Source organism: Vreelandella sp. L-15 (genome assembly GCF_056857635.1).
The window spans coordinates 1-18513 of record NZ_JBSXNN010000010.1 but is presented as its reverse complement, the minus strand read 5'-3'; the positions used below and the strand labels follow the sequence as shown (position 1 = coordinate 18513).

The window sequence follows — 18513 nt, the reverse complement described above, 5'->3', positions numbered from 1 at the left end:
GTCCTTGAGGATCCAGGGCGCTTCCAGGCCCAGGCCGAGGGTCAGAATCTGGGTGCCGTCCATGCCATGCCTCCTGTCGTCGTGGAGGTCATATCCTGGCCCAGCTCAGGGGGCGAATTCCACACCCAACGACGAAGAGCCCGAAAATGCCCGTTTGGCTGCGCTTAACGAGCTAGCACTGTTGGATACGCCGAACGAGCCTGTTTTTGATCGCATTACGCGCTTGGTAACGGTGCTACTCGGTGTGCCACAGTCAACTATCACTCTGATTGATTCCGATCGGCAGTGGTTTAAGTCGCAAGTTGGTATCAATATCTCCGAAACGCCGCGGGATGTGGCGTTTTGTGCCTACACCGTGCTGGAAGCTTCTCCGTTGGTGGTGAAAGATGCGCTGCAAGATGAGCGTTTTGCCACCAACCCTTTCGTGACTCGACCTGATGGAATACGTTTTTACGCAGGCATTCCGCTTAAAAACTCACAGGGATTGGTGCTGGGTTCGCTGTGTGCGATGGATAGCAAACCGCGGCAGTTGAGCGCTCAGGAGCAGGCCGCGTTGCAAGATTTAGCCGACATTGTGACCGGTGAGATTCACCTGCGCGAACGGCTCATTAAAGAGCAAAAAAATAGTATTGCCACCCAAAAAGCGCTCACTGAGCTTCATCAAAGCCTTGAACAGCAAATCGAGCGGCGTACTCGCGAGCTCAATTTGGTGATTGAGTCTGCCTACGATGCCTATCTGAGCATTGACGCCCAAGAGCGGGTGCTGGACTGGAACCGGGCTGCAGAGAGTATATTTGGCTGGAGTCGCAAAGAAGCTTTAATGCGCCCACTAACGGCGCTTATGTTTCCCCAAGGGCTACCCAATCAAGATGAATCTGCGCCTATTTCTTGTGAGGCGACGCGCCGTGATGGCGTCCGCTTGCCGGTCGAAGTACGCTTGAAAAGCTATGAGATTAATGGTCGGATGCGCCGTAGCCTGTTTATTCACGATATCACTGAGCGCCAGCAGCTAGAGCGGCTTCGGGATCAACAGGCCCGTGAAGATGTACTGACTCGGTTGCCTAATCGCCGTGCGCTTGACGAGCGCTTATCCGAAGCGATGGCGCGGGTGCGCCGTACCCTAAACCCGCTGGCGGTGCTGTTTCTTGATTTAGACGGGTTCAAGCGTGTTAACGACCAGCATGGCCACGCCATGGGTGATGAACTGCTGCGCGACGTTGCCAAGCGCTTGCAGTATGCCGTTCGCGAGACGGACTTTGTTGCCCGTTGGGCAGGAGACGAGTTTGTCGTGCTGCTAGAAGGAGTCACCGCCGAGGCGCTAGAGCCATTGGCCCAGAAACTGATTCGCCTCATTGAAGAGCCGCTTCATGTTGGTAGCTCTACCTTACTGGTTAGTACCAGCATCGGTGTAGCGCTATTTTTGCCAGGGGCGTCTGAAACGGCTCAGGAGTTGTTAAAGCGAGCTGACGTGGCAATGTATATGGCTAAGCGGGCGGGTAAAGCGCGTATAGAGTTAGCGCGCCCGGCAGATATAACGCCCAAGACTTAACGAACCCAGGGAAGAAAATGATTCGTTGCATATTAACCACCCCAGAAGGCGATGTGCGTGAGGGGGATGTACGCCTAATCGACGACTGGAAAACAATGCCCACTGCCCATTTGTGGGTTGATATGAAAGGCGAAAGCGAAGCGCAGGAGCGTGATGTGCTAGAGCGTTTTGACTGCCATCCCTTGGCCATTCAAGATGCCCATAAAGAGCGACACCCGCCGAAAATTGAAGAGTTTGAGAACCATACGCTGATTATTTATCGCGGTATTTCATCATTCGATGCCCAGCTTAATTTTGTGCCCCAGCAGGTCTGTTTCTTTATCGGCGAACGTTTTTTGATAACGCTTCACCCCGGAGAAGCCTTGAGTATTGAGCGGCTGTTAAATGAGCAGGGTAAGGCGTTGCTGGCGCTTTCCCCAGAGCATGTGGCATTAAAAGTGATGTATACCTCAGCAGGATTTTATATTGATAGCCTGCTGGAGTTTGAGATGGAACTTAGTGATCTTGAGGATGAGCTGCTCGAAAACGGCAACGATGTTCTGATGCGTAAAATTACGACTTACCGCTCGCGGCTGGTGAAAATGCGGCGCATCTTTAGCTATCACAAAGGTATTACTCAAGAGCTAACGGCGTATGACTACGCCCACTTACCTAGAGGTGAGAGTGAAACCCTGCACGCGATTACCGATGTAGAGGAGCGCTTTGAGCGCCTCTATACGCTGACACAAATGTACTACGATATTTGCGGTGACTTGGTGGATGGCTATATCTCTATTTCTTCTCACCAGCTAAATATCACGATGCGTGTCTTGACGGTGATTACCGCTATTTTTGTTCCGCTGACGTTCATTGCCGGTATTTACGGAATGAACTTCGAATATATGCCTGAGCTTAGCTATCAATACGGCTACTTCTTTGTATGGGGGGCCATGTTGGGTATTGGCGGTATTTTAATCTGGCTGTTTAAACGCAAAGACTGGTTCTAAAGCCCTTGCCGGGTGGTGAGTTGGTGTAAACGAAATGCCAGCATGCAAAGCCCCAGCGCAATCAAGAGCCACAGAGCGGCCAGTAACATAGGAAAAGCCCGGGCCCCAGCGATATCCAGCAGCGGGCCTGTTAAAGACGGAATAATCAGCGCACCGCTACCCGCTGCGGTAAAAATAGCGCCGGTGGTGCGGCCCCGCATCACAATGGCCTGATTGCATAGCGCAAAGAGTGTCGGGAAAAAAGCAGAGGCCGAAAGCCCAAACAGCAGTGCTCCGAGGCTTAGAGGCAGCCAGTTAAAATGCAGGCCGGCCGAGGCACCCAAGCCCAGCGCCAAACAACTGGCTAACACCTGCCAGGGTGAACAAACACGCAGCAGAGGAATGGCCAGCAAACGGCCAGCAGATAGCGCTAGCCAGAATAGAGTGGCCAGCAGTGCCGCCTGCTCGGTAGTCAGCCCTGACAGCGCGCCATACGCCGTCACCCAGCCAGCAAACGTAATTTCAATGCTCACATAAATGGAAAACAGCAGCATAAATAGCCCCAGCAGCAGTGGGTCACGATGTTTGAGCGCTGCCAAAGTGGCTGGGTCAGGGTCTACCGTTGGCATAGTCGGGCTGGCAAAGCGCGAAAGTGGCCACAGCATGGCAGCCACGCTTAATGCAACAATCCAAAACGTGAGATGAAATTGCCCGGTAAGTGAGAGTGCGGCAATCATAATCAGCGGCGTAAGCATGTTGCCGAAGCTAAAGCAGAAGTGTAGCGCGCTCACGTTTGGGCCTGCCGCATCGCGGTGTAGCCATAGCAGTAGCGTATTTCCCCCCGCGTTTAGCGATACTTCCGCAAAGCCCAACAGCATAAACAGCAGCGTTAACAGCACCAGGAGCGGGCTAAGCGGCGCCAAGGCTAGCCCAGCTACCGCCAGCATGCCCATCATCACCAGCACGTGGTGGCCGTTGAAGCGGTCCATGAGCAGCCCGGTGACCATCGCGCCGCTCATGTTGCCCACGGCGCGTGCGGTAAACAGCACGGCGATCTGGCTCATGGAGGCACCGCTGACCTCGGCCAGGTGTGGCAGGGCCGGGCCAAGCAGGCCGCCGGTCATGCCAATGGCAATGAACAGCCCAAAATAGGTCCAGGTGAGACGGCGATGGTACGTCGAGGGGAAGTGAAGCATACCGATCCTTGGCGAGGGCAGAGGTACAGTCAGTCGTCTAGCTTGACGGGTTTTGCTCTCCATCACTATTGGCGAAAAGTTGACGCCGCGCCATGTGGTTTGCCAAGGAGTGTGGCATGCTCCCACTCGACCAACGACTTGCAACTCACCGGAGAGTGACCACCATGACCCTCATGATCTTAGGCCTGCTGATCTTTTTAGGCGGGCACTCGGTACGTATCTTTGCGGAATCCTGGCGACAGCAGCAGATCGCTAACCGTGGCCAAAGCACGTGGAAGCTGGCTTACTCCGTGGTGGCCCTCATTGGCCTTGCCATCGCCATATATGGCTACGGTCAAACGCGCCTCGACCCTATCAATCTATGGTTTCCGCCGATGGGCTTACGCCATGCAGTGGCGCTGCTGATGCTGCCCGCGTTTATTATGTTGGTGGCAGCGTATGTGCCGGGTAACGCGATCAAAGCCAAGCTAGGCCACCCGATGATGCTGGCCGTCAAAATCTGGGCGTTTGCCCACCTGCTAGTGAATGGCCGACTGAGCGATATCCTCTTTTTTGCAGCGTTTCTTGTCTGGGCTATTTTGGCGTTTAAAGCCGCTAAACAGCGTAGCCGTCAGCAGCCCGCTGCACCGCAATCAACTTCGCTGGCGGCTACGCTGGCCACGGTGGCGATTGGCGTAGTGGCGTATGCCCTGTTTGCCTTCTATCTACACCCGGTGATCATCGGTGTGCCGGTCTTCGGCTAGTCCCTTGAACCTCGCCCGGCGTTTGTTATTGTCGCGGCATATGCACTGAATAAGGAGCCCCCCATGGCCCATACGGATAACAACGCGGCGATACCTGCCACGATGTCAGCGATGCTCTTAACCGGCCACGGTGATGTGGACGTGCTGCAGTACCGCCAAGATGTACCTACGCCACAGCCAGGCCCGGGGCAGGTGCTGGTGCAGGTCACGGCCACAGCGAAAAACAACACCGACCGCAAAGCACGCGAAGGGCTATACCCCACCAAAGGGAAAGAGGACGTCACCTCGTTTGCCATGGGCGGCTCCCCGACGCTGACGTTCCCCCGCATACAGGGGGCCGACGTGGCTGGGCGGATCGTCGCCGTGGGGGAGGGCGTCGACGCCCAGCGCATTGGCGAGCGTGGCCTACTGGATTTCAACATCTACGCCGATGAGCGTCGTGATATTAACCTCACGCCGGACTACTACGGCCACGGTGCTGATGGCGGCTATGCTGACTACATTGCGGTGCCTGCCGACCAGTTCCACCACGTCGCTAACCCTGAACTGCATGATGCTGAGCTGGCCGCTATGGGCATGTGCTCCTATCAAACGGCCTACCACATGATGACTGCCGCCAACGTTCAGGCGGGAGAGCGCGTTCTCGTCAGTGGTGCCAGCGGAGGGGTCGGCACGGCATTGATTCAGCTCTGTCGTATCGTCGGCGCGATTCCCTACGCCGTCAGTCAGCTCGATAAAGCCGAAGCGCTGCGCGCGCTCGGCGCAGAAGCGGTGATTGATCGTGGTGACTTACCGACGTTTGTCGAGCGTGTGTTGGCAGAAACCAAGGGGCAAGCCATAGATGCCGTGATGGATCTCGTTGGCGGCGAGATGACCGACCTGTTTATCGACACCATGATTGGCGATATGCATAGCCGCGCTACGTATCCTCGGCTTTCCATTGCCGGTGCTAGCGGCGGCAACCTTAGCGAGATTATGTGGACCCGAGTCTACCTGTATCAGGTGCAGATTTTCGGTGTTTCCCACGGCACTCGCGAGGAGGCAGAGCAACTAGTCGCCTGGATTCGTAGCGGTGAGTTGAAGCCGGTGCTGCACGGCGCGTTCAAACTCTCGGAATTACATCAGGCCGAGCGCTACTTTGTGAACCGGGGCAGCAACTACCTGGGGAAAATCGTTATTGTCCCCGATGCTCAGTGGGACACCCACGGTGCACCGTTTGCCATTACCACTGCCTAGGAGCCGGGTGAGTGAAAAACCTTCATACGATTCAATTGTTGGACACACATGCCGGGGGCGATGTGAGCCGCATCGTCACTGGCGGTATTGATACGTTGCCCGGTGCCACGGTTCGCCAGCAGATGGAGTATCTGCGTGACGACGCTGATGGGTTGCGCCGTTTGCTACTAGAAGAACCCTACGGCATTCCCGAAATGTCGGTGGATCTATTGGTGCCCGCCACCGACCCAGAAGCCGTTGCCGGGTACATCATCATGGAAGTGATGGGTTACCCAATTTACTCGGGCTCGAACACGCTGTGTACGGCGACGGCCGTGCTCGAGACCGGTATCGTGCCCAAGCAGGAGGGGATTCAGCGCTTCAAGCTGGAAGCCCCGGCGGGTTTGGTGCAAATTGAAGCCCGCGTGCATAACGGCGTGGTGGAATCGGTCACGTGTGAAGGTCTGCCCAGCTATATCGATACCTATCGGGATACCATCCAAGTACCAGGGATCGGTGATGTGACCTACTCGGTCGCTTATAGCGGTGGCTTTTACGCCCTAGTAGATGCCGAGGCGCTGGGGTTCAAGCTGGTGCGAGATGAAGAGCAGGCACTTGCCGCCTGCGCCCATAAAATCGTTGAGGCGATTCAGGCGCAGCGAGGCTTCTCCCACTACACCTTGGGAGATGTGGGCCCGCTGCCGTTTTTGCACTTTATGGGGCCGGAAGAGTCGGTGGCGGAAGGCTATATCCGCTCTCGCTCCACGACGTATGTTCACCCTGGCGTGATTTGTCGCAGCACGACGGGCACCGGTACGTCGGCACGGCTGGCATTGATGAATTACGAAGGGCGGTTAAAGCTGGGCGACAAGTTAGAAACGATATCGCTGCGGGAGACAGGCTTCATCGGTACCTTTACCGGTACGCATCAAGAAGGCGCTTACCAAGTAGTAGAAAACACCATTACCGGATGCAGCTACGTGCTGGCGGAGTCTAATATTGTCATCAACTGCGATGACCCGATGGTGGCCTGTGGTGAGCTTCACCATATCTTGAGCGATCGCCACGACGAAGAGCGTTAAGCGAAACAGCCGTTCAGCCTGTGGTGGCATCTCTTGCCGCGTTTTGCTGCTCAACATAGCCTGCTTGTTCAATGCGTTCCCACACCGGGGCCTTCTCGGCCTCGGTCATACTTCCCCAGCAGGCGATTTCATCCAACGTGCGCCCGCAGCCCTGGCACATCTGAGTGCTAGGCTCTATTTGGCAGACATGAATGCAGGGCGATAGCGGACGAGGAGACGTGGGCATTTGGGTCACTGTGTTAGGCATGGAAGAAGATTTTGGGCGGGATAACCCCTAGCCCACCGGCACTTTACCACGCAGTGACTTAATTTTTCCTTTGCGGGTTTTATGGTCTACCCGGCGACGCTGTGAGCCCTTCGTGGGTTTTGTAGGGCGGCGCGTTTTAGGCTGTTTGGCTACGCTCTTGATCAGCGCCTGCAGGCGGTTCAAGGCATCCTCTTTATTCAACTCCAAGGTGCGGTAGCTCTGGGCTTTAATAATCACCACGCCCTCTTTGCTGATGCGCTGGTCGGAGAGTGCCATCAGGCGCTCTTTATAAACCGGCGGCAGCGTTGAACGCTGAATATCGAAACGCAAATGCACCGCTGAGGCAACTTTATTGACATTTTGGCCGCCAGCGCCCTGGGCGCGAATTTGGCTAATATCAATTTCCCAGTCCGCCACGCTGACGCTATTGGAAATAGTGAGCATTCAGTTCCTTGGTATCCCAGTGAGTCTATAAAGGCTAACATACTTGACAGTGGTTAGGCTGCGGCTGCCTATTAAGGAGAACTCTCTCGTTATGTGATAAGGAGCGCCCATGGAAGCCCTGCTAGAACAATCTCCGCTGAGTGCTGGAACCCTCTACCGGCTGCTGTCAGGTAGCGTCTGTCCCCGGCCTATTGCCTGGGTGGCAACACAAGACAAGCGTGGCAACGCCAATTTAGCGCCGTTCTCGTTTTTTAACGTAGCCAGCATCGACCCGCCCATCCTGGCTTTTTCACCCCTGCTGGATGGTAGCGCGCAGCCCAAAGACACGCTTCGCAACTTAGACGACCTCGAAGAGTGTGTTGTGCACGTGGGTACCGAAGGATTGATTGAAGCGCTCAATACCACCAGCGCCAGCCTGCCCAGAGAGGAAGACGAGTTCACCCTGGCAGGGCTTGAAAAGGCCACCATGCAAGGCATCCGGGTGCCCCGTATTGCCGCAGCCCCCGTCGCGTTTGGTTGCAAACTGGTGGATGTGATTCGCTTTGGTGATCGACCGTTGGCCGGTAGCCTTGTGTTGGTACAAATCGTGGCGATATACATCGACGATGAATTATGGGATGGCCGCCACGTTAATATGGAGGCACTCCAACCGATTGGCCGCTTGGCGGGCAGCGACTATGTGCGCATTACCGACCGCTTTGCTATTGAGCGGCCTGCGTAACCGACGACACGTTTTATTACATTCTGTTTAAGGCTAGCTAGGTTTAAGTCGTATATTCTTCCGCCGATAACAGTAGAAAGCATCACTACGTAGGGGGAGAATTAATGCGGCGTACAAAAACATGGCTATTGGTAGTTGGGCTGTTAGCAGCGCCACTGGCGCAGGCAGAACTAACGGTGGGCATCGTTGCCCCTTTAAGCGGGGGGGCTGCCCCGTTAGGCATCGGTATGCAGCAGGGAATTGATACCTACTTTGCCAAGATAAACGCTGAAGGTGGCGTCAACGGCAATCAATTGGCTTTAAAAGCCTATGATGATCAATATGCGCCGCTGCAGGCTGCCAAGCATACCCGTGATCTGGTAAGTGATGAGAACCTACTGGCCGCCGTTGGCAATGTGGGTACGCCCACCGCAGCGGTCACCATTCCTATTTATAACCAAGGGAAAACACTGCTGTTTGGTGCATTCACAGGGGCAGGTATTCTGCGCCGTTCGCCACCGGACCGCTATGTGATCAACTATCGGGCAAGCTACGTACAAGAGACCGCCGCCATGGTGGATGGGCTGCTTAGCGCAGGTATTCAACCGGAGGAAATTGCCTTTTTTACCCAAAACGATAGTTTTGGGGATGCGGGCTATAACGGCGCGATAAGTGCTATGCAAGCGCGGGGCTTCTCCAATACGGCTAACTTGGTTCATGGCCGCTTTACCCGTGGGACCCGGAATATCCATCAGGGCTTGGCGACTATTCTCCAAGCGCCAGTCACACCACGCGCGGTCATCATTGTTGGCACTTTCGGGCCGGCAGCAGATTTTATCCGTGAAGCTCGTCAAGACCTACCTGATACACTTTTTCTTAACGTCTCGTTTGTAGGTAGCCAGGCGCTGTTAGAGGAGTTGGGTTCACGACGAGCAGAGGGCGTTATTGTGACGCAGGTGGTGCCACCGCTAGATGCTGACCTTCCTGCGGTAGAAGAGTATCGTCAGGCGTTGGCAGAGTACGCCCCCGATGCCACCCCCGACTTTATTTCCCTGGAAGGCTACCTAGCCGCCAAGCTGTTTGCCGAAGGCCTCAAGGCGGCGGGTAATAACCCTGATCGAGAAGCGGTGGTCAACGGCCTTTTGAGCCTGGGCAGTATCGATATCGGCGTTGGCGAACCGCTCACATTGGGCCCGAACGACCATCAAGCCAGCGATGCCGTCTGGCCTACCATTATCCGAAATGGCCAGTTCGAGCCGGTGGATTGGAACAGCCTAGCCCGCTAGCCGTGGCTCTCTATTCCGTTTGCAATCTCTGACACAGCGAATACCCCTGATGAAAAAAACCATAAGTATCCGCGCGATGCTCATTAGCCTCTTTGTTGCCGCCGTGCTGGGCAGCATCGTGTTGGCCGGCACTGGGTGGATGACCAACCAGCGGCTGATCAACGTCCAGCACTTCGTGGCCGATGAGGTGCTACCGCTGCAAGATGCGAGCCGCAGCATGGTATTGACCATGGGTGCCTTTGGCCAGCGACATGCCGATCTACTCGCCGCTGGTAATCTCCAAGCGTTGGAAGAAGTCACTCCGCGCAGCGAGTTGGCAGCACGCTATAGCCAAGCCCGCACGGGGCTTGCGCGTATCGAGCAGACCAATGCCGCAACGCAGCTCTCTGCACTGGATAGCCAGTACCAAGAGCTAATGGCTGGCGACGAGGCGTTGGAAAACGTGCGGCGCGATGCGCTGAGCATGCAGGCCCAAATGGCCGAGCAGATTGCTCAAATGCAAGCGGCCATCACTAACGTCATGCGCAGTGCCGAAGACATCGCCGGACGTACCGCTCTGGCTCAGGTGCGCGAAGAGCGTCGGCAGCGCGAACTCATGGAAGCATGGCGGGAAGAGGGCACCACCACGCTGCCGACTCAACTGTTGGATAGCATGTTCTCTGCTCGTGTCGATATCGGTCGTCTGAGCGGCAACGCCCGTATGGCCGTTGCCATGCTGTCCGATCTGGGGCGACAAATGATGCAGGTGGATAGCATCGATGCGTTGGTCAATCTGCGTAGCAACGAAATTTCCCAACAGGTGGCGCTGGCACGACAGTCTTTGGCGGCCATTGCCGAGGCCCCCAGCACGACCGTCGAGCAGCGCGTGCTCATTGGCGAACTCGATGAGGTTATCGTCGAGCTGAACGGGTTGATGGTGGAAGATGCCGATTCGGTCTACGCGCTGCGCCAGCAGCAACTGGATCTGGGTGCTCAAGTGCAAGCGGCGTTGGCGAACGTGGCGGCGGCAACACGTGAGATGCGCTCAGCGCTAGGCGATATCGAAGCCTACACCGTCGCCCAGGCGGGGAGCGCCAGTGAAGAGGCCGAGACGTTGGCGAATGCGGGCCGTACGCTGCTGGTGTTGGTTACCTTGGGCGTGATCGTCGTACTGGCCATCTTCGGCTGGCGGACCCTCGTGCGTGTGCTAGGCCCACTAGTGGCCATGCGGCGTCAGATGGAGAACATCAGCGGCGCTGCCGGTGAAAATGCCGACTTATCCATGCGCTTAGCCCTAGAGCGTAATGATGAGGTCGGGCAAGCGGCCCAGGCATTTAACCGAATGATGGATACCTTTGAAGGCATGGTGGCGAGAATTCGTGAAAGCGCCGAAGCCATTGCCGCGAGCAGCCGTCAGATTGCCGCCGGTAATGAAAACCTTTCCCAGCGGACCGATCAGCAGGCGGCATCGCTGGCTGAAACGGCCTCTAGCCTGGAACAGATAACCGCCACGGTAAAACAGACCGCTGACTACGCCGACCAAGCTAAAGGTGTCAGCGGTAGTGTGGATGAGCGAGCGCGTTCAGCGGGCGATGTTGCCAAGCGCACCACTGCTGCCATGAGCGATATCCGGCAGGCGAGCGAAAAGATTACCTCTATTATCAAAGCCATTGATGATATCGCCTTCCAAACGAACCTTCTGGCATTGAACGCTTCGGTAGAAGCCGCCCGGGCAGGAGAGCAGGGGCGTGGTTTCGCGGTGGTTGCCCAGGAGGTACGTAAACTAGCAGGGCGCAGTGCGGAAGAGGCGGCGCAAATTCGCCACCTAGTAGATGACAGCGTGAAAAAAGTGAGTGAAGGCGAACAACTGGTAAATGCCTCCAGCCACCACTTGCAGGAGATCATCGACAGCCTATCCGAAGTGACTCGCTACGTGACGGAAATTGCCGGAGCGACCAAAGAGCAGTCGGCGGGTATCGAGCAGATTAACCAAGCGATCTCACAGTTGGATCAGGTCACGCATCAGAATGCGCGCTTGGTACAAGAAGCCTCTACCGCTAGCCAGACCTTGGACGATCGCGCAGGCGATATGCACACGCTGGTCAGCCGCTTCCACGTGAGTCACAGCCGTGGACAGCATCAGGCTGCGCTGCCTGCGAAGCAGGATACCGCCCGCCTGACCTGATCGAAAGCTTGAACCTTTACCGATAGCTAGCAGCGAACACCGGAAGGTGTTCGCTGTTTTTAGTAAGCGGTTGAACTTTAGACGTATTGCCTACACTGATAAGAGAAATGCGACTGACAAAGAGGCAATATGACAACCCTAGTGATTGGTGCCAATGGTCAAATCGGTAAACAGTTTTGCGAGCTAGCTAAGCAGTCTGGCACGCCTATTAAAGCCATGATTCGCAGTGAGGAGCAGGCCGCTTGGTTCCAGGAGCGGGGTATTCAAACCGTGGTGGGCGATCTTGAAGGTGAGTTTGAGCACGCCTTTGAGGGCTGTGATCAAGTCGTCTTTACCGCCGGTTCTGGCCCCTTACCGGGCCAGATAAAACGCTGATGATCGATCTATTTGGAGCGATTCGTGCGGCGGACATTGCCAACCAGCACGGGCTGTCGCGCTATATCATGGCCAGCGGCCTATCGACGCGCTGTTGTAGCGCTAGTTGTTTTAGCGCTAAGTGGTCATAAGCCCGCTGGTTCTCAACGGGCTTTTTTTGTGCTGAGTGAAATCATTGCTAGGTGTAGTAAGGGCGTACTACCCGACTGAGCACAGCGCTTGCTAGTCTCAATAAACACGCCCATTGCGTGTGCTCCACCTCGACACAATCACAAGGAGAACGGAGATGAGCAGCAAACGTATTTTAATGATTACCGGTGATTTCACAGAAGATTACGAAACCATGGTGCCCTTTCAGGCGCTGATGGCGGTGGGGCACCAAGTCGATGCGGTATGCCCCGGTAAAGCCTCGGGGGATACGGTTGCCACTGCGATCCACGATTTCGAAGGCGACCAGACCTACAGCGAGAAACCCGGGCACCGGTTTGCGCTAAATGCAGATTTCGCCAGCATCAACCCGGCCGATTACGACGCCCTGGTCGTGCCCGGTGGCAGGGCACCTGAGTATCTGCGGCTCAATCAAGAAGTGCTCGCCATGGTGAGGCACTTCTTTGATACCCAAAAACCGGTCGCTGCCATCTGCCATGGCGCCCAGCTGCTGGCCGCTGCCAAGGTGCTGGAGGGCAAACAGTGCTCGGCTTATCCCGCATGCCAGCCGGAAGTCGAGCTCGCTGGCGGGCAGTTCGCCAACTTGGAAGTCACCGATGCCGTTACCGATGGCAATCTTGTGACTGCCCCTGCATGGCCCGCCCATCCAGCTTGGCTGGCGCAGTTTATGGCGCTATTGAACAAGTAAAGCGAAGGAGCGCGCCCGCTTGTTGGGCGCGCATTACATCAACCGCTATGCTGAGCTCATACAATGGGCGCAAGTAAGTGCAAGGGGGCGTTATGTGCAAACTGTTTATTGATGCTGACCCAGAGCTGTGGCGAAGCGCTACGCACTCGCTGCGCATCGACGGGATGGTGACCAGCGTGCGAATGGAGAACTACTTCTGGCGGCTGCTAGAAGAAATCGCCCAGCGCGATGGTATGAACACCGCACAAATGATCACCCGGCTTTACCATGAGTCGATTGATGCCGGGCACGACTTGGGAAATTTCACGTCGTTTTTGCGCGTATGCGCATTGCGCTACCAAGCCCTTCAGCTCAGCGGTGATATACCGCCAAGCGTGACAGTGCCCATCGGCGAGCTGGATGCGCAGAAAATTCTTTCCCGTGAAAGCACGTTGCGTGATATCACTTTGAGTGAGCGCGCGCTGCATAAAAAACACGTTCACTAGTGTCGGTATGTTGCGGTTACTCCAACCGCTCGCGCAGCGCAATAAATGCTGGCGGGTTTGGGTGTCGGTGGTGATGTCATGAATCACCGGGGCCTGCTGGGCGCGCTGCCACTAGCGCCAGCACACTGAACCACGTCAGCACCTTGGGCCAGCGGCTTTTATGGCGTTGCTGGTGGAGTTTATCGGCCATGTTTCCCCCTTGCGTTTTTGTGAGCACCGTTTGAAATAACAGACATTGGCCACCGCATAGCCAGCGATATGGTAGCGTGGCTATTTTCTGGCCTGATACCCGAACGTAAGAGTAACCCTGATGAGCCATTCTCATGCCACTTCGCCCTTAGCGGCTCCCATACGCGCACTGTTAACCCAGGCCCCGGCCAGCGCGCTGCCCATGACCTATCAGCAGGTAGCCAACACCCTAGGGCTGACGCCACCGCGTACCATTGCACGGGTGGCCCAAGCGCTTGAACAGTTAATGGAAGAGGATGTAGCCGCCGGGCGGCCAATGATCGCCGCGCTGGTTATCAGCCGTCGAGGAGAGGATTTACCGGCCAGCGGCTTTTTTGAAAAAGCCGTTGCACTAGGCCGGTTTCCAAGTGCCCCAGCGCAGCATAGCGCCCGCTATGCTGAAGAGCGCGAGCAGGCGCTGCGTGCCCGCTAGTGGGCGCGTGATTCGCTTTCGTTAGCGCTGGCGCAGCGGTGTTAACAGGTCGCTTAAACCGTTATGGTCAATTTCATGCATCAGTTGCAGCAGTTGACCAATCTCCCCGTTGGGAAAACCTTCCCGGGCAAACCAGTTCAGGTAGGGGCCCGGCAAATCAGCAATAATCCAGCCTTCATATTTGCCAAAGGGCATCTTTCGCGTCACCAAGGTCTCCAAATCTTCTGGTTTCATGCGTTAATTCCTTTCATTCTCATTTAAGATTTCTTTTATGTTCCCGTCATCGTGGTTCTTTGTTAGACTTTAGTCGAATTTTTTTACCAAGCAGCGCGTAAAGCATCGCCCAGTTGGGCGGGGATACAAGCGCGCACCGCGTAGCGGTGCCGGATTGATTTCGCCTCACTACCCTGATGTTTATACAGCATGACAAAGCGTGCCTACAAAGAACGGTTCTACCCCACCTCCGAACAGGCTGAGCTGCTGAACGACGTGCGTGCCTACACGGCAGAAACGCTACAGTTGGATGAGCCTATGAATCTGCCTGCCGATAGCGTTGAGCAGAGCGATGTTCAAGACGAAGCAGAGGCCAATGAACAGCCTAAAGAAGCGTCCAGCACCACGGAAGAAGAGAGCACCACCGAGGCGTAAGCCATGCGTGTGATGTGCTTTCCAACGCCAGCCACCGGGCTGGCGTTTTAGTGTGTAGCGGTAGCTACTTGCGTCAGCAGGGCGGCCAGTGCCAGAGCCGGTTCACTTAGCTGGCCGCTGGCGCGGTGAACGATGCCGATATCGCGATGGAAGGTGTGCTCTTTCAAATCGATGGCGCGCACTCCGGCAGGCCAGCGCCGGATGGCGCTTGGCTGCGGCACCAGCGCCACCCCCACGCCGTTGGTCACCAGCTGCACGATCGCTTCTAGTTCGTCTACCTCACACACGTCCCGCACTTGGCAGTGGTTATCTCTTAAAAATCGATCAACCTGACGGCCGCCAAACGATGCGCGGTCATAGCGCACAAACGGCTGGCTGGAGAGTAGCTCTCGCCAATCATCACTGGCCATTTGCCGGGGCACCAGTAACCGAAACGGCTCATGGGCAAGGGGCTGCCAGCGTAGGTCGCTGTGCAGCGAAAAAGGCGGCCGAATGATCACCGCCATATCCAGCTCCCCCGCATCTACCTGATTCATTAGCGCAAGCGAAAGCCCCGGCACTACCCGGGTGCGGCACTCGGAAAACTGGCGGTGAAAGCGCGCCAATACGTTTGGCAAAAGCGAGCGCTGAATGGAAGCAATCGCCCCTAAGGTGACGCGAGTAGCGACCTCCTGCCCGGCGGATGACGCCCCCAAGGTGCCGTACAACGCTAGCAGTGCCTGCGCCTGCTGCAGCGTCTCTTGCCCGCGCTGGGTAAGTACTGCCGCACGGCCGCTGCGTTCAAACAGGGCCACACCCAGCTCCGCTTCCAAACGCTTCATCTGTGCGCTGACGGCGGCTTGCGTTAGGCCAATGCGCTGGCCTGCGGCGGCAAAGGTGCCGTGCTGAGCCACGGCGATGAGCGTTTTAAGTTCGCGAATCATGGTCGATGGGTCTTTAAATTAATCAATAAAAGTTATGAATAGATCAAAAAAACAATTGATTTTATTTTTGCATCACGCCTTTTAGGATAGTGACACGGTGGTAGCGCAACGCGCTAGCCATTCACAAATACATTTCCAACGACATTCCCAGCGACATTCCCTAACAACAGCAACACACCAGGAGATTTCCATGAGCCTTTCCCCTTTCCACTTAGCGATTCCGGTGTACGACGTTGCCTTGGCGCGTACTTTTTACAATGATGTGTTTGGTCTGGAAGAGGGCCGCTCCAGCGACCATTGGGTAGACTTCAACTTCTTCGGCCATCAGCTGGTGATTCATGAGCACCCCAAAACGCCGGGCCAAGAGAGCGCCCACACCAACCCGGTGGATGGTCACAACGTGCCGGTACCGCACTTCGGGGTAATTCTTGAGTGGGATGAGTGGGAAGCCCTGGCCGCGCGTCTAAAAGAGCGCGATACCGACTTTATCATTGAGCCTTACATCCGCTTTAAAGGCGAAGTGGGCGAGCAGGCCACCATGTTCCTGCTCGACCCTTGCGGTAATGCACTAGAGTTCAAAGCCTTCCAAGATAAGAGTCAGATCTTCGCTAAATAAGCTTGGCTCGCCAGGAGCCATCAGGCGCGCAGCGCCTGCTCCTGGCGGCGATGCTGCAGCGGCGACTCGCCAAAGTAGCGCTTATAGTCCCGGCTGAACTGCGGCACGCTGCGGTAGCCAACCGCCAGCGCCGCTTGGTTCACATTGTGGCTATCCTGCAACAGCAGCTGCTGCGCTTTAATTAAGCGCAGCCGTTTTAGGTACTGGGCAGGAGAGGCACGGGTAATCTGCTTAAAATGCTGGTGAAAAGTCGAGACGCTCATATTGGCCTGCTGCGCCAACTGTTCCACAGAGAAGTCTTCCGCAAAGTGGGTGTGCAGTTGAGAGAGCACCTGCACAATGCGTGAGTAGTTGCCGTGGCCTTTCACGAGCGCCCTCAGGGCAGGGCCTTGCTCGCCTTTCAGCGCTTCAAACACCACATCACGTATCCTTGCATCCCCCATTGTGCTGCACTCTACGTCGTCATGCAGCGTGCGTGCCAAGCGCAGGACGGCTGCTTGCATGCCGTCATTCATCGCCACCGAGGCCATCGGCATGGGTGACGTTTGCGGCTGGTGTATATCCCCCATGGCGGTGACCATCTCGCTAAGCAGCGCGGGGTCGAACTTGACGGAAACGCCGAGAAGCGGTGCCTCTGGCGAGCCGTGGGTTTCACACTCAAAGGGCAGCGGCAGTGTTTGCACCAGATAGTGCCCCGGGTTGTAGTGAATCTCGCGGTCGCCCAGGTAACCCACTTTGCGCCCTTGGGCGATGATGATGAGGCTTGGCTCGTACATTAGCGGCGTACGCACTTGGTGTCTGCCCAGGCAGAGTAGGCTGACACGTTCCAAGCGAGAAGCGCTTGGGCCATCGCCCTTCACGAGCGGGATAATCAGGTCGGCAAGGGCATTGCCGACATGCGCGGTACTGGCCACTGGATTCTCCTTACGCGAGATGATTCTTATCGGTTACGAGAATTATGACGTTTTTCTGACTATTTTTGTTATTTTATTGCACATGAATAGAGAAATAAGCAAAAAAAACGTAGCTTCGTTCATCGCTATCTCCCGCTAAGCAGCCAATAATAGAAACACCTTTCCGCACCTGCGGGATGCATTAAAAAGGAGTTTTCATGAGCCAAGCAAAATCTTACGCCGCGTTTTCCGCTGATAAGCCGCTCGCGCCGTTTACCTTTGATCGTCGTGAGCCGCGCCCTGACGATGTTGCCATTGAAATCCTTTACTGCGGCGTATGCCACAGCGACCTGCACTTTGCTCGCAACGACTGGGGCATGAGCCAGTACCCTGTTGTGCCGGGCCACGAAATTGTTGGCCGTGTCACTGCCGTGGGCAGCGACGTGAGCCGTTTTAAAGCCGGTGATTTAGTCGGTGTTGGCTGCATGGTCGACTCTTGCCGCACCTGCTCCGCCTGCAAAGATGGCGTAGAACAGTACTGCCTGGAAGGTTTCACCATGACCTACGGCAGCCCGGACCGCCAAGACGGCACCCTAACCCAGGGCGGCTATTCTGATTCTATCGTGGTCAGCGAGCACTTTGTCCTGCAAATGCCCGATGGTATCGACCTGGCATCTGCCGCGCCGATCCTGTGTGCCGGTATCACCACCTACTCGCCGCTGAAGCACCACGGCGTGGGTAAAGGCCATAAAGTGGGCATTATTGGTATGGGCGGCTTAGGTCACATGGGCGTCAAACTGGCCAAAGCGCTGGGTGCCGAAGTGACCGTGTTTACCCGTTCTGAAGCCAAGGTAGAAGAAGCCAAGCGTAACGGTGCTGATCATGTAGTGGTATCAAGCGACCAAGCGCAGATGGATGCCGTTGCTGAAACCTTCGATTTCATGCTCGACACCGTTCCGGTTCAGCATGACTTGAACCCCTACCTGACATCGCTGAAGTACGATGGCACGCACATCCTGGTCGGGCTGCTGGAGCCTATCGAACCGGCCATCGAAGCGTTCAATCTCGTGTTTAAGCGTCGCGTAGTGGCGGGTTCTTTGATCGGCGGTATTGCTGAAACTGAAGAGCTGCTCAAGCTGTGCGCCGAACAGAACATCACCTGCGATATTGAAATGCTCGGTATCAACAAGATTAACGAAGGTTTTGAGCGCATGGAAAAAGGCGACGTGCGCTACCGCTTCGTGATCGATATGGCGACACTGAAAAACACCGCTGCCTAATTTCTGCAGCCGTGAATAGAGCCCACCGCTTAACGGCGGTGGGCTTTTTTGTTGTGCGCCAGGCATGGCGCGCAGCGCCTTGACTGGCGCTATTCCTGAGGGTGGTGCCTCACAGGATGACTTGGGGGTGAAAGTCCCCTACGGACCCTGATAGCGGGAACCGTTAGCTGAACAGCAAGGGTGTC

At 56.0% G+C, this 18513-nt stretch carries 20 protein-coding genes and 1 pseudogene; 15 read left to right on the top strand and 6 right to left on the bottom strand.

Features of this window, described 5'->3' with window-relative positions:
- Positions 1-61 precede the first annotated feature (61 nt).
- Complete coding sequence (locus tag AC13CY_RS00515) at positions 62-1549, top strand: sensor domain-containing diguanylate cyclase (RefSeq protein WP_172514756.1); 1488 nt, start codon at positions 62-64, stop codon at positions 1547-1549.
- A gap of 17 nt (positions 1550-1566) precedes the next feature.
- Entirely contained in the window at positions 1567-2535 is a 969-nt protein-coding gene (gene corA, locus AC13CY_RS00510) for a magnesium/cobalt transporter CorA (protein ID WP_062360163.1), read from the top strand.
- On the opposite strand, the gene AC13CY_RS00505 is transcribed toward corA, so the two are convergent.
- On the bottom strand, positions 2532-3710 hold the full coding sequence (locus tag AC13CY_RS00505) for an MFS transporter (RefSeq protein ID WP_074210266.1): 1179 nt from the start codon (positions 3708-3710) through the stop codon (positions 2532-2534). The two genes, corA and AC13CY_RS00505, sit on opposite strands and share 4 nt — an antisense overlap.
- A gap of 164 nt (positions 3711-3874) precedes the next feature.
- On the opposite strand from AC13CY_RS00505, the gene AC13CY_RS00500 reads away from it, so the two are divergent.
- The 3 genes from AC13CY_RS00500 to AC13CY_RS00490 all read left to right on the top strand — a co-directional run bounded on the left by AC13CY_RS00500 (position 3875) and on the right by AC13CY_RS00490 (position 6750).
- Positions 3875-4453 (top strand): NnrU family protein, encoded by a 579-nt coding sequence (locus AC13CY_RS00500; RefSeq protein WP_062375493.1) that lies wholly within the window; start codon positions 3875-3877, stop codon positions 4451-4453.
- 63 nt (positions 4454-4516) lie between these two features.
- Positions 4517-5689 carry an alcohol dehydrogenase catalytic domain-containing protein gene (locus tag AC13CY_RS00495; protein ID WP_172514755.1) on the top strand — a complete coding sequence of 391 codons (1173 nt, stop codon included), beginning with the start codon at positions 4517-4519 and terminating at the stop codon, positions 5687-5689.
- 11 nt (positions 5690-5700) lie between these two features.
- The gene (locus tag AC13CY_RS00490; protein WP_172514754.1) at positions 5701-6750 is read left to right on the top strand and encodes a proline racemase family protein; all 1050 of its coding nucleotides are present in this window, start codon (positions 5701-5703) and stop codon (positions 6748-6750) included.
- A 13-nt stretch (positions 6751-6763) separates the two neighbouring features.
- Here AC13CY_RS00490 and AC13CY_RS00485 read toward each other — a convergent pair whose 3' ends face one another.
- Together AC13CY_RS00485 and arfB are read right to left on the bottom strand one after the other, a co-directional pair.
- Positions 6764-6976 (bottom strand): DUF1289 domain-containing protein, encoded by a 213-nt coding sequence (locus tag AC13CY_RS00485; RefSeq protein WP_054641552.1) that lies wholly within the window; start codon positions 6974-6976, stop codon positions 6764-6766.
- Between the two features lie 48 nt (positions 6977-7024).
- The gene (arfB, locus tag AC13CY_RS00480; protein WP_062360180.1) at positions 7025-7441 is read right to left on the bottom strand and encodes an alternative ribosome rescue aminoacyl-tRNA hydrolase ArfB; all 417 of its coding nucleotides are present in this window, start codon (positions 7439-7441) and stop codon (positions 7025-7027) included.
- A 109-nt stretch (positions 7442-7550) separates the two neighbouring features.
- On the opposite strand from arfB, the gene AC13CY_RS00475 reads away from it, so the two are divergent.
- From AC13CY_RS00475 to AC13CY_RS00445, 7 genes and pseudogenes are all read left to right on the top strand, one after another.
- The gene (locus AC13CY_RS00475; RefSeq protein ID WP_089675146.1) at positions 7551-8162 is read left to right on the top strand and encodes a flavin reductase family protein; all 612 of its coding nucleotides are present in this window, start codon (positions 7551-7553) and stop codon (positions 8160-8162) included.
- A 104-nt stretch (positions 8163-8266) separates the two neighbouring features.
- Entirely contained in the window at positions 8267-9427 is a 1161-nt protein-coding gene (locus AC13CY_RS00470) for an ABC transporter substrate-binding protein (protein WP_172514752.1), read from the top strand.
- Between the two features lie 49 nt (positions 9428-9476).
- Positions 9477-11591, top strand: coding sequence for a methyl-accepting chemotaxis protein (locus AC13CY_RS00465; protein ID WP_172514751.1), 2115 nt, complete (start codon positions 9477-9479; stop codon positions 11589-11591).
- Between the two features lie 129 nt (positions 11592-11720).
- A pseudogene (locus AC13CY_RS00460) lies at positions 11721-12049 on the top strand (NAD(P)H-binding protein); the annotation flags it as partial.
- A 203-nt stretch (positions 12050-12252) separates the two neighbouring features.
- On the top strand, positions 12253-12822 hold the full coding sequence (locus tag AC13CY_RS00455) for a DJ-1/PfpI family protein (protein ID WP_062372606.1): 570 nt from the start codon (positions 12253-12255) through the stop codon (positions 12820-12822).
- A gap of 92 nt (positions 12823-12914) precedes the next feature.
- Positions 12915-13307, top strand: a complete 393-nt coding sequence (locus AC13CY_RS00450) for a ribbon-helix-helix domain-containing protein (protein ID WP_062372610.1) — start codon at positions 12915-12917, stop codon at positions 13305-13307.
- Between the two features lie 310 nt (positions 13308-13617).
- Positions 13618-13968, top strand: coding sequence for a hypothetical protein (locus AC13CY_RS00445; protein WP_062372612.1), 351 nt, complete (start codon positions 13618-13620; stop codon positions 13966-13968).
- A 21-nt stretch (positions 13969-13989) separates the two neighbouring features.
- Here AC13CY_RS00445 and AC13CY_RS00440 read toward each other — a convergent pair whose 3' ends face one another.
- Positions 13990-14202, bottom strand: coding sequence for a DUF3820 family protein (locus AC13CY_RS00440; RefSeq protein WP_054641478.1), 213 nt, complete (start codon positions 14200-14202; stop codon positions 13990-13992).
- 189 nt (positions 14203-14391) lie between these two features.
- Between AC13CY_RS00440 and AC13CY_RS00435 the strand changes: the two genes are divergently transcribed.
- Positions 14392-14616 (top strand): helix-turn-helix domain-containing protein, encoded by a 225-nt coding sequence (locus AC13CY_RS00435; RefSeq protein ID WP_062372615.1) that lies wholly within the window; start codon positions 14392-14394, stop codon positions 14614-14616.
- A 47-nt stretch (positions 14617-14663) separates the two neighbouring features.
- Here the strand turns inward: AC13CY_RS00435 and AC13CY_RS00430 are convergent, their stop codons facing one another.
- Positions 14664-15539 (bottom strand): LysR family transcriptional regulator, encoded by an 876-nt coding sequence (locus AC13CY_RS00430; protein ID WP_172514750.1) that lies wholly within the window; start codon positions 15537-15539, stop codon positions 14664-14666.
- 190 nt (positions 15540-15729) lie between these two features.
- On the opposite strand from AC13CY_RS00430, the gene AC13CY_RS00425 reads away from it, so the two are divergent.
- A complete protein-coding gene (locus AC13CY_RS00425) occupies positions 15730-16155 on the top strand; it encodes a VOC family protein (protein ID WP_062360191.1) in 426 nt (141 codons plus the stop codon).
- Positions 16156-16175: 20 nt separating this feature from the next.
- On the opposite strand, the gene AC13CY_RS00420 is transcribed toward AC13CY_RS00425, so the two are convergent.
- Complete coding sequence (locus tag AC13CY_RS00420; RefSeq protein WP_172514749.1) at positions 16176-17069, bottom strand: AraC family transcriptional regulator; 894 nt, start codon at positions 17067-17069, stop codon at positions 16176-16178.
- Between the two features lie 197 nt (positions 17070-17266).
- Between AC13CY_RS00420 and AC13CY_RS00415 the strand changes: the two genes are divergently transcribed.
- On the top strand, positions 17267-18328 hold the full coding sequence (locus AC13CY_RS00415) for an NAD(P)-dependent alcohol dehydrogenase (protein WP_172514748.1): 1062 nt from the start codon (positions 17267-17269) through the stop codon (positions 18326-18328).
- The last annotated feature ends 185 nt before the right edge of the window (positions 18329-18513 follow it).